The organism is Antarctobacter albus (genome assembly GCF_900101505.1).
In the GTDB taxonomy this organism is placed as follows: Bacteria; Pseudomonadota; Alphaproteobacteria; order Rhodobacterales; family Rhodobacteraceae; genus Antarctobacter; species Antarctobacter albus.
In genome coordinates this window covers 177,918-194,828 of the sequence record NZ_FMZI01000008.1, presented here as the reverse complement: position 1 = coordinate 194,828, position 16,911 = coordinate 177,918, and the positions used below count along the sequence as shown (strand labels likewise).

The 16,911-nt window shown below is 63.3% G+C and carries 20 protein-coding genes and 3 tRNA genes; 7 read left to right on the top strand and 16 right to left on the bottom strand.

Annotated elements, in window-relative coordinates; all coding sequences use genetic code 11:
• Positions 1 to 20: 20 nt before the first annotated feature.
• Positions 21 to 710, bottom strand: a complete 690-nt coding sequence (locus BLQ71_RS15590; RefSeq protein ID WP_074622372.1) for a M48 family metallopeptidase — start codon at positions 708 to 710, stop codon at positions 21 to 23.
• A gap of 106 nt (positions 711 to 816) precedes the next feature.
• Between BLQ71_RS15590 and BLQ71_RS15585 the strand changes: the two genes are divergently transcribed.
• A complete protein-coding gene (locus BLQ71_RS15585; protein WP_043142153.1) occupies positions 817 to 1,140 on the top strand; it encodes a TIGR02300 family protein in 324 nt (107 codons plus the stop codon).
• A 195-nt stretch (positions 1,141 to 1,335) separates the two neighbouring features.
• Positions 1,336 to 1,411, top strand: a tRNA-Ala gene (locus BLQ71_RS15580).
• 29 nt (positions 1,412 to 1,440) lie between these two features.
• Here BLQ71_RS15580 and BLQ71_RS15575 read toward each other — a convergent pair.
• Both BLQ71_RS15575 and BLQ71_RS15570 read right to left on the bottom strand, forming a co-directional pair.
• Positions 1,441 to 1,758 carry a hypothetical protein gene (locus BLQ71_RS15575; protein WP_074622371.1) on the bottom strand — a complete coding sequence of 106 codons (318 nt, stop codon included), beginning with the start codon at positions 1,756 to 1,758 and terminating at the stop codon, positions 1,441 to 1,443.
• Between the two features lie 5 nt (positions 1,759 to 1,763).
• Positions 1,764 to 2,531, bottom strand: a complete 768-nt coding sequence (locus BLQ71_RS15570) for a sulfite exporter TauE/SafE family protein (protein ID WP_043142158.1) — start codon at positions 2,529 to 2,531, stop codon at positions 1,764 to 1,766.
• A gap of 228 nt (positions 2,532 to 2,759) precedes the next feature.
• On the opposite strand from BLQ71_RS15570, the gene BLQ71_RS15565 reads away from it, so the two are divergent.
• The 4 genes from BLQ71_RS15565 (at position 2,760) to BLQ71_RS15550 (ending at position 6,477) form a co-directional block, all read left to right on the top strand.
• The gene (locus BLQ71_RS15565) at positions 2,760 to 4,445 is read left to right on the top strand and encodes an acyl-CoA dehydrogenase family protein (RefSeq protein ID WP_074622370.1); all 1,686 of its coding nucleotides are present in this window, start codon (positions 2,760 to 2,762) and stop codon (positions 4,443 to 4,445) included.
• Between the two features lie 133 nt (positions 4,446 to 4,578).
• Positions 4,579 to 4,920 carry a carboxymuconolactone decarboxylase family protein gene (locus tag BLQ71_RS15560; RefSeq protein WP_043142594.1) on the top strand — a complete coding sequence of 114 codons (342 nt, stop codon included), beginning with the start codon at positions 4,579 to 4,581 and terminating at the stop codon, positions 4,918 to 4,920.
• 82 nt (positions 4,921 to 5,002) lie between these two features.
• Positions 5,003 to 5,455, top strand: a complete 453-nt coding sequence (locus tag BLQ71_RS15555) for an EF-hand domain-containing protein (RefSeq protein ID WP_043142165.1) — start codon at positions 5,003 to 5,005, stop codon at positions 5,453 to 5,455.
• A 113-nt stretch (positions 5,456 to 5,568) separates the two neighbouring features.
• Positions 5,569 to 6,477 carry a DMT family transporter gene (locus BLQ71_RS15550; protein WP_074622369.1) on the top strand — a complete coding sequence of 303 codons (909 nt, stop codon included), beginning with the start codon at positions 5,569 to 5,571 and terminating at the stop codon, positions 6,475 to 6,477.
• 42 nt (positions 6,478 to 6,519) lie between these two features.
• Here the strand turns inward: BLQ71_RS15550 and pheT are convergent, their stop codons facing one another.
• The 12 genes from pheT to rpmI all read right to left on the bottom strand — a co-directional run bounded on the left by pheT (position 6,520) and on the right by rpmI (position 15,285).
• On the bottom strand, positions 6,520 to 8,925 hold the full coding sequence (gene pheT / locus BLQ71_RS15545) for a phenylalanine--tRNA ligase subunit beta (protein WP_074622368.1): 2,406 nt from the start codon (positions 8,923 to 8,925) through the stop codon (positions 6,520 to 6,522).
• A 212-nt stretch (positions 8,926 to 9,137) separates the two neighbouring features.
• Complete coding sequence (locus BLQ71_RS15540; RefSeq protein WP_074622367.1) at positions 9,138 to 10,010, bottom strand: nitrilase-related carbon-nitrogen hydrolase; 873 nt, start codon at positions 10,008 to 10,010, stop codon at positions 9,138 to 9,140.
• 44 nt (positions 10,011 to 10,054) lie between these two features.
• Positions 10,055 to 10,336 carry a YrhK family protein gene (locus BLQ71_RS15535; RefSeq protein ID WP_074622366.1) on the bottom strand — a complete coding sequence of 94 codons (282 nt, stop codon included), beginning with the start codon at positions 10,334 to 10,336 and terminating at the stop codon, positions 10,055 to 10,057.
• Position 10,337: 1 nt separating this feature from the next.
• Positions 10,338 to 10,727 (bottom strand): hypothetical protein, encoded by a 390-nt coding sequence (locus BLQ71_RS15530; protein ID WP_043142177.1) that lies wholly within the window; start codon positions 10,725 to 10,727, stop codon positions 10,338 to 10,340.
• A gap of 106 nt (positions 10,728 to 10,833) precedes the next feature.
• The gene (locus BLQ71_RS26045) at positions 10,834 to 11,427 is read right to left on the bottom strand and encodes a hypothetical protein (RefSeq protein ID WP_133066163.1); all 594 of its coding nucleotides are present in this window, start codon (positions 11,425 to 11,427) and stop codon (positions 10,834 to 10,836) included.
• Positions 11,428 to 12,501, bottom strand: coding sequence for a phenylalanine--tRNA ligase subunit alpha (gene pheS / locus BLQ71_RS15520; protein ID WP_074622364.1), 1,074 nt, complete (start codon positions 12,499 to 12,501; stop codon positions 11,428 to 11,430). It lies immediately after the preceding gene.
• An 83-nt stretch (positions 12,502 to 12,584) separates the two neighbouring features.
• Positions 12,585 to 13,310, bottom strand: a complete 726-nt coding sequence (locus BLQ71_RS15515) for a gamma-glutamylcyclotransferase (RefSeq protein ID WP_074622363.1) — start codon at positions 13,308 to 13,310, stop codon at positions 12,585 to 12,587.
• Positions 13,311 to 13,377: 67 nt separating this feature from the next.
• A tRNA-Asp gene (locus tag BLQ71_RS15510) sits at positions 13,378 to 13,452 on the bottom strand.
• A 13-nt stretch (positions 13,453 to 13,465) separates the two neighbouring features.
• Positions 13,466 to 13,540 (bottom strand) — tRNA-Glu (locus BLQ71_RS15505).
• 468 nt (positions 13,541 to 14,008) lie between these two features.
• Positions 14,009 to 14,131 carry a hypothetical protein gene (locus tag BLQ71_RS26980; RefSeq protein ID WP_268236878.1) on the bottom strand — a complete coding sequence of 41 codons (123 nt, stop codon included), beginning with the start codon at positions 14,129 to 14,131 and terminating at the stop codon, positions 14,009 to 14,011.
• 572 nt (positions 14,132 to 14,703) lie between these two features.
• On the bottom strand, positions 14,704 to 15,069 hold the full coding sequence (gene rplT, locus BLQ71_RS15500; protein WP_043142189.1) for a 50S ribosomal protein L20: 366 nt from the start codon (positions 15,067 to 15,069) through the stop codon (positions 14,704 to 14,706).
• Positions 15,070 to 15,084: 15 nt separating this feature from the next.
• Positions 15,085 to 15,285 carry a 50S ribosomal protein L35 gene (gene rpmI, locus BLQ71_RS15495; RefSeq protein ID WP_074622362.1) on the bottom strand — a complete coding sequence of 67 codons (201 nt, stop codon included), beginning with the start codon at positions 15,283 to 15,285 and terminating at the stop codon, positions 15,085 to 15,087.
• A gap of 238 nt (positions 15,286 to 15,523) precedes the next feature.
• Here rpmI and BLQ71_RS15490 point away from each other — a divergent pair, with 238 nt between their 5' ends.
• Positions 15,524 to 16,675, top strand: coding sequence for an AI-2E family transporter (locus tag BLQ71_RS15490; RefSeq protein WP_083342272.1), 1,152 nt, complete (start codon positions 15,524 to 15,526; stop codon positions 16,673 to 16,675).
• A gap of 8 nt (positions 16,676 to 16,683) precedes the next feature.
• On the opposite strand, the gene BLQ71_RS15485 is transcribed toward BLQ71_RS15490, so the two are convergent.
• Positions 16,684 to 16,908, bottom strand: coding sequence for a hypothetical protein (locus BLQ71_RS15485; RefSeq protein ID WP_069207999.1), 225 nt, complete (start codon positions 16,906 to 16,908; stop codon positions 16,684 to 16,686).
• Positions 16,909 to 16,911: the final 3 nt, after the last annotated feature.

Below are 16,911 nucleotides of genomic sequence, written 5' to 3'. Positions count from 1 at the left end.
GCCCACGCGGCATCAAGCGGTCAGTCGAACCGGTATCGGTGCAGCTCTGCTCCGTGTTCCTTCAGCCACTTTCGGGGACTGCGCCAGTCGCCATAAAGCGCCTCGACCTGCCGCCAGAAGGCCGGGGAATGATCCATGTGCCGCAGGTGCGCGACCTCATGCGCGGCGACATAATCCAGCACCTCGGGGTGGCCCAGGATCAGCCGCCAGGAATACATCAGGCCACCATCATGGGTGCAGCTGCCCCAGCGCGAACGCGTATCCCGTAGCGTCAGCCGACTGTACCCCCGCCCGAGCCGCGCCGAATAGCGGTCAGAGGCCTCTGCCAGACGGTCGCGCGCCCGTGTCCGCAGCCAGCCCTTCAGTCGCGCCGCCATCCGCTCCTCGGGGCCGGGCACCAGCAACACGCCATTTGATTGTCGCACCTGGCGACCGCTGCCGCCGCGCACCTCGTGCAGGACGCCTTCGACAGGCACGCGCGCGCCCGGGCCGACGGCCACCGGCCCCGACACACCGGCGAGGTGCCCGCGCAGCCAGCTTTCCTTGGCGCGCAGAAAGGCAAGCCCCTCGGCCTCGGGCACCTTTTGCGGCAGGGTCAGCGTGACCCGCCCGTCCAGCTGCGAGATTCGCAGGGACAGGCGGCGGGCACGCGCCGACCGCCGCAGGACAACCGCAACCGGAGGGTTGCCAGCCAAGGTGATTTGCCCCATATGCCCCCTGCCCCGCTGCTTGCTGTCAAAGCTTTTGACATCCCTCACCTGATATGGCAGGGGGCGTGGATTGTCGACAGACACTGAGAGTTGAAGGGGATCACCCATGCCCAAGGAAGAATGGGGCACCAAGCGTGTCTGCCCCACCACTGGCAAGCGTTTCTACGACCTGAACCGCGACCCGATCGTCAGCCCCTACACCGGCGAGGTGGTCAACCTCGAAACCGGCAAACGGAGCATGATAGCTGCGGATTCGGCGGATGCGGCCAACAAGTCCAAGGCCAAGGAGTCCGAGGAAGAAGTCGACCTGATCGACGACGATGACGTCAACGTCGATCTCGACGACGACGATGTTCTCGAGGATGAGGACGACGACAACGTTTCCCTGGACGATATCACGGACGTCTCGAACGAAGACGACGACTCCTGATCGCTGGTCACCAGCGCAGAACACGGCAACGCCGGTCGGTTTCTCCGACCGGCGTTTTTCTTTGTTTCCTCCGCCGCGTGGGCCTCTTCCCAAGCTCCGCGAGGAAATTCTCTCTCCGCCGCAATTTTCCGCTTGATCCCATCGGCAGCAGGGCGTAATCACCCGCGCACGGCGCCGCTGGCGTCGCCCGGGAATGGGGCCTTAGCTCAGCTGGGAGAGCGCTACAATGGCATTGTAGAGGTCAGGGGTTCGATCCCCCTAGGCTCCACCATTCCCCTCCAGTCAGACGACGAAGCGCCCTCAGACCGAGGCGAAGCAGCCCAGCGCAGGCCCGTGAACACCGATGTCCAGCGGTCCGAAATCACTATCGACGCACAGACTGAAATACCCCGCCTTCGGCAGGAAGAGCACCGAATAGGCCCCGTTCGAACGGGTGACGCTGTAACAGGTGTCGGTCAAGCCCCCGCTGAAATTGACGGTGATGGGACGCGGGCGGCGCACGCGCATCCGCGCGAAATCCTCAAGCAGCAGCCGGTCCCCCCGGCTTGCCACCGCAAAGTCCGCCAATTCCTCGTCGACAAGCCGCGTCACATGCGCGGGCCAATCCTGCTGGGTCATGGACGTCAGATTAAGGCGCGACGCACCAGGTTCAAGCCCGCGACCAGCAGGACCAGCAGGGTTGCCCGACGAAAAGCGCGCTGGTCGATCCGGTTCTGAACCCGCGACCCGATCCACATGCCGGCCAGTGCCGGTGGTACCAGCGCCAGCGACAGCCAGACAGTCGCCGCGTTCAGCACGCCCGAGCCAATGTGCGCCAGTGTCAGCGCCACGGCGCCCAGCCCGTAGATCACGCCCTGTACGCGCATCTGTTCGCGCTTTTCGGTGCCCATCGCCGTCAGGTAGGCGACTGTCGGTGGTCCCCAGACGCCCGAGAACCCGCCAATGAAGCCGGCGAATACCCCGATCCCGATTTCCAGCCCCCGGTGCCCTTCGCTTGCGACGCGCGGTTGCCAGCCAGCAAGCTGCAGGACCGCGAAAAGGGTGATCGGTGCGCCGATCATCAGCAAAAGGACCTGCGCCGGCAGCACTGCCACCAGTTGCGCGGACAGCAGCAGCATCACGCAGGCAACGGCCAGGAAGACCCGGAACCGGCGCACGGATTGGATGGCTGCACTTGGCCCCTGCGCCAGCGCCTGGAAACCGTTTGTCACCAGCGTCGGCAGGATCAAGCCCGCCAGGGCCAGTTCCGGCGCCACGAGACTGCCAAGGCCGGAAACGAGAATCATCGGCATTGCAAAACCGACCAGCCCCTTGATCACTCCGGCAAGCGAAGCAATTCCCAGGGCAAGAAGCACCGTAAGCGGGGTCAGATCAGCAAGAATTCCGGGCATGACGGCCTCTTAGCATGTCCTGCCGCGACCGCACGCGGATTCATCAGCGCGCAACAAATGAACAATACCGCCGCACCTCAGGCATTTTTGTTGCGCTGCACCTGCAAAGTAGCTAGGACCGTCGAGAAGACGTATGCTGACCCTGAATTCTGGAACGCATGTTTCACTATACGCGCAATGGGGTGGCCCCGCCAGCCCGCTCGGCGACAAAGAGAGAGGACCTGTTGAATGGCGCATGACGGACAAGACCTGAGCCTTGGCAGCGTGATTCTGCCCGATCTTCTGACCCTGACCGGAGACTCGATCGCCCCGATCGAAGGCATCCTGGAAACCGCCCGCACCCATGTCCGGGAAACGGTGGTGGCCGATGGCCGCGTGTCCGGCGCGCTGGTCGAACAGAACCAGTTTGCCGCTCACGGGCTGGCCTGGCTGGCAACCTACGTCGAATCTCTGCGCCAGATGCAGGCCTGGGCCAAGCGCCTGGAAAGCGAAGGCACCTTTGGCGAGGTCGAACAGCTGATCCACCAGATTGCCTTCGGCGAGTACCTCTCGCAGATCCACGGCGGCATCCAGATGAACCAGGGCGAGATCGTGCGCCTTGCGGACATGGGCCTGAACCAGGACGAACGCCGCGCCATGCTGACCGACCAAGTCGAACACCTCATGCAGCACGGCAACAACCCCGGCGCCCGCACCCGCCTTGTGCAGCTGATGGAAGAACGCCAGGCAGAGGTCACGCATGGTCGCACCGGGCTGGACGAAGAGCTGGAGATGATCCGTGACCAGTTCCGCCGGTATGCCGTGGAAAAGGTCGAACCCTACGCACATGAATGGCACCTCAAGGATGAGCTGATCCCGATGGAAATCATCGAGGAGCTGGCGGAAATGGGTGTCTTCGGTCTGACCATCCCCGAGGAATACGGCGGCCTGGGACTGTCCAAGGCCTCCATGTGCGTGGTCTCCGAGGAACTCTCGCGCGGGTACATCGGTGTCGGATCCCTGGGCACGCGGTCCGAGATTGCCGCAGAACTGGTGATCGCGGGCGGCACGGAAGAGCAGAAGCAGAAATGGCTTCCGCGCTTTGCCAGCGGTGAAACCCTGCCGACCGCGGTCTTCACCGAACCCAACACCGGCTCCGACCTGGGCTCGCTGCGGACGCGCGCGGTCAAGGACGAGAACGGCGACTACAGCATTACCGGCAACAAGACCTGGATCACCCATGCGGCGCGGACCCATGTGATGACCCTGCTGGCGCGGACCGATCCGTCGACGGACAACTACAAGGGCTTGTCGATGTTCCTGGCCGAGAAGATCCCCGGCACCGACGAAGACCCCTTCCCCACCGAGGGCATGACCGGCGGCGAGATCGAAGTGCTGGGCTATCGCGGGATGAAGGAATACGAGCTTGGCTTCGACGACTTCAAGGTCAAGGGAGAGAACCTCCTTGGCGGCGAAGAAGGCAACGGCTTCAAGCAGCTGATGGAAACGTTCGAATCTGCCCGCATCCAGACCGCCGCGCGTGCCATCGGCGTGGCGCAGGCGGCACTGGACGTCGGCATGCAATATGCCATCGACCGCAAGCAGTTTGGCAAGTCGCTGATCAACTTCCCCCGCGTCTCGGGCAAGCTGGCGATGATGGCAGTGGAAGTCATGATCGCCCGCCAGTTGACCTATTTCTCGGCCTGGGAAAAGGACCACGGTCGGCGCTGCGACCTCGAGGCCGGCATGGCAAAGCTGCTGGGTGCCCGCGTGGCCTGGGCCAATGCGGACAATGCGCTGCAGATCCACGGCGGCAACGGTTTCGCGCTGGAATACACGGTCAGCCGCATCCTGTGCGACGCCCGCATCCTGAACATCTTCGAGGGTGCCGCCGAGATCCAGGCACAGGTGATTGCGCGTCGCCTGCTGGCCTGACCGGCACACGATCCGAATTACAAAGGCCCCGCCACGTGGCGGGGCCTTTTGCGTTTGACACCACATGATCCGGATCAAGGACCGCTGCAACGCGGCATGCTCTTGGGAGCCGAACACATCCCAGGAGATCAATATGTCCTTTACCGAGAAATTCGCCGAAACCCGCAACAACCTGCGCAACCTGCGCAAGGCGATCCCCGACACCTTTGCCGGTTTCGTCACGATGGAAAAGGCGGCCAGCGCGGACGGCGTGCTGAGCCACAAGGAAAAGGAACTGATCGCGCTTGGCATCGCCGTGGCGCTGCGCTGCGAGGATTGCATCACCAGCCATGTCGGCGCCTGCCACCGCGCCGGCGTCACGCGCGAGGAAATGGTCGAGGCCCTCGGCACCGCCATCCAGATGTCGGGCGGACCGGGCCTGATGTATGCCTCCAAAGCCCTTGCCGCCTTTGACGAGGTGTCCGCCGGCACCTGAGACGGGCTGCGGCAGCCTGCCGCGACGGAAACACATTCTGCCATCGTTATATGAATGCAATTTCAGACAACGGATGGATCCGATGACCAGATACCTTGCTCTTGCCCTAGCACTTGCCCTTCCCACCGCGCCCCTCCTTGCCCAGCAGGGGCGGCCCGGCGCCCATTTCGTCGAGAACTGGGATCTGGACGGGGATGGCAAGGTCACGGCCAAAGAGGCGGCCGAGCGCCGCGCCAATGTCTTTGCCGCCTTCGACGCCAACGAGGACGGCTTTCTCGACGCCGAGGAATATGTCCTGTTCGACGAGGCCCGCGAGGCCGATATGGCCGCGCAGGGCAACCACGGCCGGGGTGCCATGAAACGCGCCGCCGACGGCATGCTGCTGGAACGCAACGATGTCGATGGCGATGGCAAGGTCAGCCTGGAGGAATTCACAGGCACCGCCGCCGACTGGATCGCCTGGCTGGACGGCGACAAAGACGGCGTCGTGACCACCGCCGATTTTGGCCGCGGCATGGGCGCGGGCAAGAACTGACGTTTCGCCGCCTTGCTCCCGTGCCGCAAAAGACTGCGCGCGGGGGCAAGATGGTCGACTATACCTCTGAAACGTGATCCTTGGCTGGCAGGGATCATCGCGAAAGAAGCGTCATGTCAGCCAGGCCGGACAAAGTGGTTCTTGCCGTTATCGTCAGCATCGTGGCCATCGTCCTGTTCGACCTGATGGGCCTTCTCATCAAACGGTTGTCACCCCACTACGGCGCGGCAGAACTCTCGGCCTACCGAAACATCTTTGGCCTGCTGCCCAGCGCGATCGTCCTGTGGATGAACAGCACCTGGCGAAACGGAGGTCGACGGCTGGGCATCCGCCAATGGCAGCTTGCAATGGCACGGGGCGTGGCCGTCACTTTTGCGCAGTACCTGTTCTACCTGTCGCTTGGCCTTATGGCTTTTGCCACCACAACCACGATTTCCTATTCCACCGCGCTGTTCACGACTGCCCTTTCCGTCCCGCTTCTGGGCGAACGTGTCGGCCTGATCCGATGGTCCGCGGTCGCCCTGGGCTTTGTCGGCGTCATGATGATCATGCAGCCGGGCACCGCCGGTTTTTCATGGCACATGCTGCTGCCGTTCGGCGCGGCGGCGCTTTATGGGTTTTCCGGCGTTTCCGCGCGCCTGATCGATCCAGAGGTCCCGACCCCCCTGTTCAACCTGCATTCCTCGACCGTCGCGGTGCTGGGATCGCTGACACTGGCCCTGTCGGTTGGAGGGTTCACCCCGGTGGCCAACCTGCAGGACCTGGGGCTTATCGTGTTGATGGGGCTTTTCGGCGGCACGGCGGTGCTGTGCCTCGTCGTGGCCTACCGGATGACCGAACCCAGTAACCTGGCGCCTTTCAGCTATCTGGGGATACCCATCGCCTTTGGCTTGGGCTGGTTGTTCTTCGACGAGGCGCCAATCGACGATCTGTTGCCCGGAGCGCTGCTGATCGTCTTTGCCGGCCTGATGATCCTCTACCGGGAACGGCGCCTCCGCCGCACCGGTCAGAAGCCAGGCTGACCCGCGCGAACCCCGCGCAGATCAGCTTGGTGCAAGCGGGCCTCAGCCGCGCAGCGTGCCGCCGGTGGCCTTGGTCACCTTCTCGACGATCCTGGCGGCGACCGCCTCGATGTCCTTTTCCTTCAGCGTCTTGTCCGTGGGCTGAAGGCGCACGGTGATGGCGAGAGACTTCTTGCCCTCGCCCAGGCTGCCGCCGATGAACTCGTCAAAGACGCGCACCTCGTCGATCAGCGCCTTGTCCGCGCCCTGCGCCGCGTTTACCAGCGTCAGCGCCTCGACATCCGCGTCCACGACAAAGGCAAAGTCGCGCTCGACCGCCTGCAGATCGTTCAGCACCAGCGCGGGCCGGGTCGCGCCGCTCTTGCGCGGCATCGGCACCTCTTGCGGCCAGAGCGTGAATCCCACCGCCGGTCCCTTGACGTCCAGCGCGGCCAGAACCTTGGGGTGCAGCTCTCCGAAGACGCCCAGCACCTTCTTGGGGCCAAGGCAGAACTTGCCATGCCGCCCGGGGTGCCACCATTCCCGCGCCCCGCGCAGGATCTGCATCTTGGCAGGTGCGCCCATCGCGGCCAGCACCGCCTCGGCATCGGCCTTGGCGTCATACAGATCCACGGGCCGCGAGGCACCGTGCACATCCTTGGGCCCGGTGCGCCCCACCAGCAGGCCGGTGACCTGCACATGCTGTTCGCCCGGCTCGCCGCCGTGGAAGGCATGGCCGACCTCGAACAGTGCCTGGTCCATGAAGCCCCGCGCCTGGTTGCGGGCCGCAGCCTGCAGGAGGCCCGGCATCAGCGCGGGCCGCATGTGGCTCATCTCGGAGCTGATCGGGTTGGCGAGCATATGCGCATCGTCACCGCCGCCAAACAGCGCCGCCGCCGCCTGGTCGATGAAGGTATAGGTCACGCATTCATTGTAGCCCAGCGCGGCCACGGTCCGCCGCGCGCTGCGCTCACGCAGCTGCATCGGCGACAGAACGGGACGGGTCACGCCATCGCTGAGACGCGGCAGCGGCTTGCCCTCCAGCTTGGTCAGAGAGGCGACGCGCGCCACCTCCTCGACAAGATCCGCCTCCCCCAGAACGTCGGGACGCCAGGACGGGACATGTGCCATGTCGCCTTCCATGCGGAACCCCAGCGCCTCCAGCGTGCGGCGCTGTTCCTCGGCGGGAATGTCCATGCCCACCAGAGAGATGACGCGATCGGTGTCCAGCTTGTAGGCGCGCGCGGTGTCCGGCACCTCGCCCGCAACGACAAGCTCGGAGGCCTCGCCGCCGCAAAGGTCGAGGATCATCTGTGCCGCATCCTCCATCGCCTGCAGGTCATACTCGGGGTCGATGCCGCGTTCGTTGCGATAGCGCGCGTCGGAGTTGATCTTGAGCGCACGGCCCGTGTGCGCGATCTGGATGCGGTCCCAGACGGCGGCCTCGAGGAAGACGTTGGTCGTCTCTTCGGTACAGCCGGTTTCCAGCCCGCCCATGATGCCACCGATGGACTCGATGCTCTCGGCGTCGGAAATCACCACCTGCCCGTCCGAGAAGGCATAGGTCTTTTCATCCAGGCCCACCAGCGTGTCGCCCTGTTTCGCGCGGTGGATGCGCAGCGTGTCACCCTTGACCTTGTCCGCGTCGAAGACGTGCAGCGGGCGGTTGCGGTCGAAGGTGAAGAAGTTGGTGATATCCACCAGGATGGAGCGCGGGCGCAGCCCGATGGCACGCAGACGGTCCTGCAGCCAGGCCGGCGACGGGCCGTTCTTCACGCCCCGGATCAGGCGCCCGGCGAAGAGGTGGCAGCCGCCCTCGCCTTGCGTGTCCGCGTCGATGGTGACGCTGATCGGACAGGGGAACTGGCCCGCGACCTTTTCCACCTTCAGCGGCTTGAGCGTACCGAGACCGCGCGCCGCCAGGTCGCGCGCTATGCCGTGCACGCCCAGTGCGTCCTGCCGGTTTGGCGTGATGGCGATCTCGATCACCGGATCGACCTTGGCCGGATCGTTCTGTGCCAACCAGTCGGTAAATTTCTGGCCGACCTCGCCCGAGGGCAGCTCGATGATGCCGGTGTGTTCGTCGCTGAGTTCCAGCTCGCGCTCGGAGGCCATCATACCGTGGCTTTCGACCCCCCGGATGTTGCCCACCGACAGCGTCACGTCGATGCCCGGGACGTAGTCGCCCGGCTTGGCCAGCACCACGGTGATCCCGGCGCGTGCGTTGGGCGCGCCGCAGACGATCTGTTTCAGGCCTTCATCGGTTTCCACCTTGCAGACGCGGAGGCGGTCGGCGTCGGGATGCTGTTCGGCCTCCTGCACCTTGGCCAGCGTAAAGGCGGAAAGCGATTTCGCCGGATCGACGACCTCTTCGACCTCGAGGCCGAGATCGGTCAGCGCCTCGGAGATCTCGTCGACCGATGCTTCGGTGTCGAGGTGTTCCTTGAGCCAGGAGAGGGTGAATTTCATCGCTTCATGCCCCGCAAATGCGTCACGTCGCGCCGTCCTTAGCGGATCGGGTGATGGGAGGAAAGAGGGCGGCGGTCCGCCAGTTGAAACCGCAGGCAAAAGGGGACTCTGCCCCCTCGGCCTGCGGCCTTCACCCCCGGAGGTATTTTCAGCCCAAAGAAACATGGGCGCGCGCCCAGCGAGGCCCGCCAGCCAGGATGGCCCGGCGCGGCCTAGTCGTCGTCGCGGATGATGTCGGGAACGCCCAATCTGTCGTTCAGGCGGTTCATCTCGCGTTCGACCAGGCCGATGTTGCTGTCCCGCACGGTGGGCAAGAGGGCGCGGGCGCGGCGCACCTGGCCATAATCAAGCTCGGCGGTGATCAGCTCCGGGTTCTGTCCGGCGATAGCAAGCGGATGGCCGAAGGGGTCGAGGATCCGCGAGCCACCCCAGAAATTCAGATCCTCTTCCGGCCCGGTCCGGTTCACCATGATCGAGGGCGCGCCATACATCATCGAGTAGAAATGCATCGTGGCCGTCCAGCCCGAGGGGTTGTCGAACGCCTCTCCCACCGCCTCGACCCCGCTGGAGATCGGCGAAACCAGCAGCGTCGCGCCATGCAGGAAGGCAAGATGCACCAGTGCCGGGTTCCAGAGATCGGCGCAGATCAGCAGGCCAAGGCGCCAGTCCTCGGTGATCTCCTGCGTGTCCACGAAGCGGCCCTGGGCGTAGTATTTCGTCTCGATCAGCTTGCCATAGGAGGGGAGATTGATCTTGCGATGGATGTAGATCAGCTTGCCGTTCTTGTAGACGCCCGCCGCGTTGTAGAACTGTGCCGCCGGGCCTTCCTCGACGAAACCGACGATCAGGATCGTGTCCCCCGCCGCGCGGCTGAGCTCGATCAGGCGCGGGTCGTGCCGTTTCATCGTCACGTCCAGCAGGTTTTCGGCCCCGTAGTGACCAACTAGGCTAAGCTCGGGAAAAACCAGCAGGTCCAGCCCCCTGGCCTGGCTCACCCAGCGGTGATGTTCCTCGAAATTGGCGTCGAGATCGCCGATCCGGCTGCCGAACTGCGCGGCGCCGACGGTGAGCGTTTCGGACATCATGTACCTCCCCTTTGGCCCCGCCTGCCATGCCCGTCCGGCAAGCGTCAATCGCGATAGCGTTCCGCCAGGTCCTCGGCGTCGCCCATTGCCGCCAGCCTCAATTCCCGAACCAGCCGCAGGGTTGGTTTCAGCGCGAAGAAGACCGATCCGATGACGAAGAGCCAGATCGCCTGCGTCTCCCACTCCGGCCAGAAGAACAGGATCGAACCGATCAGGAAACAGAAGGCGGCAATGAAATCGACGGTGGTATGGGCGATCTCGAAGGCGGCATAGACGCGGCGCGAGTCGGCGCTGCGTTGGCGATTTTCGTGGGTAAAGAGCGCCATGTCAGCGTGCGAGCGCCCGGAAGGATGTGGTCATCGGGCCAAAGCAGTCACCCAACGAGAGGGTGAAGGAAGTCGGAAAGGCGGGCCTGTCGAAACTGATGAGCGCCTCACCCCAGTCATGGCTGGGCTGGCCGCCGAGGCTCATGGCGGCAAAGCAGGTGCCTGGCCCCTGCCCGACCCAGAAGGCCCGGTGCACGGCGCGGTCCTGGTAGTTGCCGGCCAGTCCCGGGATGACCAGCCTGGCCGGATAGCCGTTCGGATGCGTAAAGGACAGGACAGCCGCGCCGCCAGTGTCCTCTTCGTAGACGACAGGACCTTGCGCGCTGTCCCAGACCTCGTCACCGAGGGCGGGTGTTGCGAGAAGGGCGGCGAGAGAGAGGGCGCGGAACATGGGCTGTCTCCGAGAGATGGGCTTGTTCTCAAGGATGACATTGTTGCGCGGCAATGCACAAGCCTGCCTACCCACCTATAAAGGGAGTGCTACGGGTTAGGAAAAACTAGAGCCAACTTGCCGATGAAATATAGAAAGCCAAAACAAAAAACAAGATAAACAGTTGCGCTCCAGATTGAGAAACCCAAAGTAAATCCTCTTTCAGCAAAGCGTCAAGTTCGAGATCCTCTTTCAATTTCCGCTTCAACTCCATATCATTAGGCTCATCGCGACTCCAAAGCGCCTCGCGCGAAGATATATTGCAATAATTATCAAGTTGCCGCGCACCCAAAATTGAAGCAGACAAGAAAGGCAAGGCCGCAATCAAGACTGCATTGAGAAAATCACTCTCCAGATCGCAACCAGCCAAAAGCTTTATGTCCTCAAATGCCACCGTCACTAATAGCAACACGAGCGCCCAAACGCTGGCCATCACGCCATTCTTTGCTTCGACTTTTTTTAGAATGCCCAGAAGGACCTCGAATTTCACAGCTTCGATGCAGCTATCCTTGCGCGGACATTTCAACAAGGCATAACCGAGAAGCCGTCGCTCAAGTGCTATACTACGACCTTTCATTTCTCCTCGGTGGAATTTCCACAACAAGGCAATGACGAGCCAAACTAAAGGCGCAAATCCAAAAGTTATCAGGTCCGATGTCATTTACCTACTCAAACCAGCCGCCGTCGTCGGCACGTCCAGCGCCGCGAACCCGTAGTGCTGCAGCCAGCGCAGGTCAGAGTCGAAGAAGGCGCGCAGGTCGGGGATGCCGTATTTCAGCATCGCGATCCGGTCGATCCCCATACCGAAGGCAAAGCCCTGCCATTCGTCCGGGTTCACGCCCGAGTTTTTCAACACTTGCGGGTGCACCATGCCGGAGCCGAGGATTTCGAGCCAGTCGTCGCCCTCGCCAACCTTCAGCACGCCGCCCTCCCAGGAACACTGGATGTCGACCTCGGCCGAAGGCTCGGTGAAGGGGAAATGCGAGGCGCGGAAGCGCAGCTCGACGTGGTCGACCTCGAAATACGCCTTCACGAATTCCTCGAGCACCCATTTCAGGTTCGCCATCGAGATGTCGCGGTCGATGGCCAGCCCCTCGACCTGGTGGAACATCGGCGTATGGGTCTGGTCGTAGTCGGCGCGGTAGACACGACCCGGCGCGATGATCCGGCAGGGGGCGCCATGCGCCTCCATGTGGCGGATCTGCACGGGGCTGGTGTGGGTGCGCAGCACATGCGGCGGGCGATTGTCGCCCTCGGCGCGGTGCATGTAGAAGGTGTCCATCTCGGCCCGCGCCGGGTGGTGGCTGGGGATGTTCAGCGCGTCGAAGTTGTACCAGTCGCTGTCGATCTGCGGACCTTCGGCAACGGAAAAGCCGAGATCGGCAAAGATCGCGGTGATCTCTTCCATGACCTGGCTGACCGGGTGGATCGTGCCGCGGCGCATCGGGCGGCCTGGCAGGGTCACGTCCAGCCATTCGGTCTTGAGCCGCTCCTCGAGCGCGACATCGGCCAGGGCAGCCTTCTTGGCGGCCAGGGCGGCGTTGATCTCATCCTTGAGCGCGTTCAGCGCGGGGCCGGCGACCTGGCGCTCCTCGGGGCTCATCTTGCCCAGTTCACGCATCTTGAGGCTGATCTCGCCCTTCTTGCCCACCGCGGCGACGCGCAGGTCCTCCAGCGCGGCTTCGTCACCCGCCTTGGCAATCAGGTCGATGTATTTCTCGCGCAGGTCTTCCATGTCCGATCCCTCAGGCTTGCCCGCGACGGGTTAGCCCCGACATGGCCGGTTTGCAACCTTGCTTTGGTCCCTACCGGCACCGCCTAGCCCGAGGCGTAGGCCCGCACGTCGGTCACGAGCCGGGTGACCTCTGCATCCTCGATCTTCATCTCTTCGAAGTGCGCGGCGAGGTTTTCAAGGTATTCGCGGCTGGTACCGAGAAACCCCTCGCCGGTCGCGATCAGCCGCACCTGTTCGTCATGTTGCAGATCGCCCCTGATGTTGCCGGCCGCATGGTTGGCGAGGAAGGCCAGCGCCTCTTCGGTTCCGTGATCGGTTTCGACGGAAATGAAGCGCGGCAGATAGGCCTCTCCCAGACGTTCGCGGTGCCAGAGGCTGCGGGTCTCGTCCTGCACATCCCTGGCCGCGATCCGGAAGATCAGCCCGTGGCACCCCTGCCCCGCGTCCAGCGCCGCCATCAGTCCCGGCTGGTCCTCTGTCCCGCGCGCGCCGTTGATGTCGAACAGGATGAACCGCCGTTCAGCCCCCGGCGCAAATCCGCGACGCACCTCGGTAAAGCGCACCGCCGGATCCCACATCAGCGAGCCGTAGGCAAAGACCCAGAGATCGCGGTCCATTCGCCCGGCCAGTGCCTGTGCCCGGTCGGCCTCGATCTCGGCTTCGGTCAGGATCCAGTCGGTGGCGCGCCCGTGCTGTTTGCCGATCTCGATGGCCTTGTCGACGTGAAAATCCGCGAAAAAGCTGTCTTCGCGCGGCTTGATCAGAGCGCGCAGGCCGGGGTGGTGACGGAATGGATCGTTGGTAGTCATAAATGAAGCGCCCCGGGATACGTGGGGCCCAACTTGCATGGGCGTGCCGGAAAAGCAAAGGCGGCGGTGGCGATCGCGACGGGATTCGAACCCGCAACACCCGGATAGACAATCCGGTGCTCTCCCGTTGAGCTACGCGACCCAAACGCCGGGCCTGGCAGGGCGTACGGGATTCGAACCCGTGTTATCCGCTCGAAAGGCGGGTGTCCTGACCCCTAGACGAACGCCCCATTGGCCATGACGGGAACCTAGTGAATTCGGCGTCACGCCTCAAGTATTTTATTGAATATTATCAAAATCTTAACACGATATCAATGGAACTCCATTCACCGCCTTGAAGGGGTGTTGAGAGCCGGATCGCCGGGGTCGCATGGGTCTGGGTCGGGAACGGAGACAGAGGACTGGGTCCTCTGCCTCCTCGGGATCGTAGGGGTCTTCGGCCAAGGCGGCTCCTTTCTGCGGAACAAAAGAAAAGGGGCGGCATCACATGGATGCCGCCCCTCGGGAAAAAACCGGATCTGACTGCTAGTCGCTGCGCGCGCACAAGCACCCGATCCCCCGAGGTGGGCCGGGATCGCGTTCTGCAAAGGCGATGCGCGGGAACATGACAGGTCTCTCGCAGTTGAACTCAGGTCGTCTGCATAGCAGAGGGCCTCCCCATGCCAAAGGCCAAATGGACGCAATTCACGGCTGTACGTTCACAGATCGAAGTCGTCCGTGGTCAGGCCGACGACACCGGCCACCCGGATCTCGGCATCGGCGATGCCGTCGCCCGTCGTCTCGAACTGGACGATGCAGGACCCGGAGGCCGTTTCGATCACCCGGATCAGGTTCGCGCCGGAAAAGGCTCATGGCGGGATTGCCCTGCATCCCGATGGCCGTACCGCTGCTGCTGATGTCGCCGTAGTTCTACAGGAAGTGCAGACCGGCCGCGCCGGGCGCATAGTCGACCGCCGTCACGACACCATTGATCGTGCCGAAATTGCCCACCGTGCTGTCCGCAGTGAGCACGCCAACCGCCGCAGCGCCCGAAAGGACGGTGCCGCGGTTGTGAAACTCTGTCGACAGGGCCCCGGTGCCCAGCGTGACGGCCCCCCAGACGCATAGATCTGCGCGTCCTGAAGCGTGAACATCTCGTCACCATTGATCTCGGTGACGCGGATCGCGGACGTGCCCTGAAAAACCACTGCCAAGAGGGGGGTCCTGTCGTGTCGGGAAGAAGGTCTGGCTCGACCCTAGCGAAGCCCAAACCGCTTTGCGCACGTTTTCACACTGAAACTCCCGCCATACGCGCATAGCCGCGCATTCTGCCAATTCGTCACAGGGAACCCCGCAACAGAAAAGGCCCGGGCGCTTAGCCCGGGCCTTGTCCGATTTTCGAGATGCGCTCGGCTCAGGCCGGCAGCGCGCCTTTCGCCTGGTCGACGATGGCGGCGAATGCCTCGGGCTCGTGCACGGCCAGGTCGGCCAGGACCTTGCGGTCGACCTCGATGCCAGCCAGTGTCAGGCCATTGATGAAACGCGAGTACGTCAGCGATTCGTCATGCGCGCGCACGGCGGCGTTGATACGCTGAATCCACAGGGCGCGGAAGTTGCGCTTGCGGTTCTTGCGGTCACGCGTGGCGTACTGGTTCGCCTTGTCGACAGCCTGTGCCGCCACCTTGAAGGTGTTCTTGCGGCGGCCATAGTAACCTTTGGCCTGGCTGGTGATCTTCTTGTGACGCGCGTGGGTAACGGTTCCGCCTTTGGTACGGGACATATCTTATCCTCCTGATCAGCGGTCGTAGGGCATGTACTGCTTGACGATCTTGGCGTCAGGCTTGGACATGGTGGTGGTTCCGCGCGCATCGCGGATGAATTTCTTGGTGCGCTTGATCATGCCGTGGCGCTTGCCGGCCTGGGCAGCCAGCACCTTGCCGGTGGCGCTCACCTTGAAGCGCTTCTTGGCGCTCGACTTGGTCTTCATCTTGGGCATTTCAATCTCCGTTACTTGGCGCGACTCGGCATGCCACTGGTGGCCGGCCGCGCGGTTGGAAAGCGCCGTATAGGGGGACGCGGCAGGTTTGGCAAGGGGCGAACACGGGGGCACGACCTGCCCCGGACCGCAAGCGACAGGATCCCGCTGGCGCCTCGCCTTGCTCCCCGCGACAGGCCCCATTATCCTTGGGTCGCGCGGCCACGCAAACACAATTACAGAGTTTCAATCCCGACATATGCCCGATCATCCAGACACCGACCAGTCCGCGCGCGCGGAAGTCTCCGAAATCCGAAAGGCGCAGACCTGGTTTCTGGGCATCATCGCCTTCGCGGTGATCCTCTTTCTGCTGGTGCAGGCCAAGTTCCTGCTGATCTCGCTGGCCATCGCGATCATGCTGTTCTCGCTGACCTCCGATGCGATCAACTATTTCCAGCGAATGAGGATCGGCAGTGCCCGGGTTTCGATCTGGATTGCCTCGATGCTGGCGGTGCTCTTGATCGCCACCATCCTGATTTCCGCCTCTTTGATCATCCTCGCCCAGGCGAACACGGTTGTAGTCACGATCCTGCAATACGCGGATCCCGCCCAGCAGGCGGTGGCGGACCTGGTCGGCTGGATGGGGGCGGATGTCGAGACCGCCGTGCTGGACTGGATGAAATCGATCCAGCTGGGTCCTTACCTGTCATCCCTCGCCGGGCAGGCGGGTAACATCGCCTCGGGAGCGGTGCTGGTCACGCTGTTCGTGGGCTTCATGTTCCTGGAGCGCCTTTGGTTCCCGACCAAGCTGGCCAGCCTCATGGGGGATGAGCGGCGCGCGCGGCGGGTCGAACGGATCATTTCCTCGATCATCCACCGGGTGAACCGTTACCTCGTGGTCAAGGTGGTCATCAGCTCCGTCACCGGGGCGCTGGTCTACGCGGTGATGACCTTCTTTGCGCTGGACCTGGCGATGCCGATGGCGGTGTTGACCTTCGTCCTGAACTTCATTCCCAACATTGGCTCCATCGTGGCGACGGTGGTGGTGGCCCTGGTCAGCTACGTCCAGACCGGTGACGCCTTTGCCGGCCTGACGGTCCTGTCGATCGTAACCGTGATCCAGTTCACCGTGGGCCAGGTGCTTGACCCACTGCTGCTGGGCAAGACACTGCGGCTGTCCTCTTTCGGCATCATCGCCAGCCTGGCCTTCTGGGCCGCGGTCTGGGGGATCGTGGGCATGTTCCTGGCGGTGCCGATCATGGTGTCGATCATGATCATCTGTTCGCACATCCCGCGCGTGCGGCCCGTGGCCATCCTGCTCTCTCGCGAAGGGCTGCCGGACCTCGACCTGGAGATGGAGCCGGAACAGGCACCCACAGAGGATACAGCGAAACCCCGCCCCTCTTCCTGAGCCCGCTCTCAGTTCAGAATCTGACCGATCACGCCATAGACCGCGTCAGGAATATCCTGCGGGCGATAACCGCCGTCCTTTTCGCGGAAGGCCCAGAAGACAAGTCCCGCACCCCCGAACAACACGAGGGCGCCCACACGGGGCGCCCGATTGTCGGACCAGGCCGAAATGATCGCTGGCAGGGACAGAACGACCAGCCCCATGCCGGTGACCAGCATCATGTCAGGTTCCATTGG

What these genes read in the sequence shown, in the direction of transcription:
- rplT (WP_043142189.1), bottom strand. Translation starts at nt 15,069, where the DNA reads ATGTCCCGTACCAAAGGCGGAACCGTTACCCACGCGCGTCACAAGAAG.
- BLQ71_RS15570 (WP_043142158.1), bottom strand. Translation starts at nt 2,531, where the DNA reads ATGCCCGGAATTCTTGCTGATCTGACCCCGCTTACGGTGCTTCTTGCC.
- BLQ71_RS15590 (WP_074622372.1), bottom strand. Translation starts at nt 710, where the DNA reads ATGGGGCAAATCACCTTGGCTGGCAACCCTCCGGTTGCGGTTGTCCTG.
- BLQ71_RS15555 (WP_043142165.1), top strand. Translation starts at nt 5,003, where the DNA reads ATGACCAGATACCTTGCTCTTGCCCTAGCACTTGCCCTTCCCACCGCG.
- BLQ71_RS15530 (WP_043142177.1), bottom strand. Translation starts at nt 10,727, where the DNA reads ATGTTCCGCGCCCTCTCTCTCGCCGCCCTTCTCGCAACACCCGCCCTC.
- pheS (WP_074622364.1), bottom strand. Translation starts at nt 12,501, where the DNA reads ATGGAAGACCTGCGCGAGAAATACATCGACCTGATTGCCAAGGCGGGT.
- BLQ71_RS15585 (WP_043142153.1), top strand. Translation starts at nt 817, where the DNA reads ATGCCCAAGGAAGAATGGGGCACCAAGCGTGTCTGCCCCACCACTGGC.
- BLQ71_RS15540 (WP_074622367.1), bottom strand. Translation starts at nt 10,010, where the DNA reads ATGATGTCCGAAACGCTCACCGTCGGCGCCGCGCAGTTCGGCAGCCGG.
- BLQ71_RS26045 (WP_133066163.1), bottom strand. Translation starts at nt 11,427, where the DNA reads ATGACATCGGACCTGATAACTTTTGGATTTGCGCCTTTAGTTTGGCTC.
- BLQ71_RS15535 (WP_074622366.1), bottom strand. Translation starts at nt 10,336, where the DNA reads ATGGCGCTCTTTACCCACGAAAATCGCCAACGCAGCGCCGACTCGCGC.
- pheT (WP_074622368.1), bottom strand. Translation starts at nt 8,925, where the DNA reads ATGAAATTCACCCTCTCCTGGCTCAAGGAACACCTCGACACCGAAGCA.
- BLQ71_RS15485 (WP_069207999.1), bottom strand. Translation starts at nt 16,908, where the DNA reads ATGGAACCTGACATGATGCTGGTCACCGGCATGGGGCTGGTCGTTCTG.
- BLQ71_RS15560 (WP_043142594.1), top strand. Translation starts at nt 4,579, where the DNA reads ATGTCCTTTACCGAGAAATTCGCCGAAACCCGCAACAACCTGCGCAAC.
- rpmI (WP_074622362.1), bottom strand. Translation starts at nt 15,285, where the DNA reads ATGCCCAAGATGAAGACCAAGTCGAGCGCCAAGAAGCGCTTCAAGGTG.
- BLQ71_RS15550 (WP_074622369.1), top strand. Translation starts at nt 5,569, where the DNA reads ATGTCAGCCAGGCCGGACAAAGTGGTTCTTGCCGTTATCGTCAGCATC.
- BLQ71_RS15515 (WP_074622363.1), bottom strand. Translation starts at nt 13,310, where the DNA reads ATGACTACCAACGATCCATTCCGTCACCACCCCGGCCTGCGCGCTCTG.
- BLQ71_RS15565 (WP_074622370.1), top strand. Translation starts at nt 2,760, where the DNA reads ATGGCGCATGACGGACAAGACCTGAGCCTTGGCAGCGTGATTCTGCCC.
- BLQ71_RS15490 (WP_083342272.1), top strand. Translation starts at nt 15,524, where the DNA reads ATGCCCGATCATCCAGACACCGACCAGTCCGCGCGCGCGGAAGTCTCC.
- BLQ71_RS15575 (WP_074622371.1), bottom strand. Translation starts at nt 1,758, where the DNA reads ATGACCCAGCAGGATTGGCCCGCGCATGTGACGCGGCTTGTCGACGAG.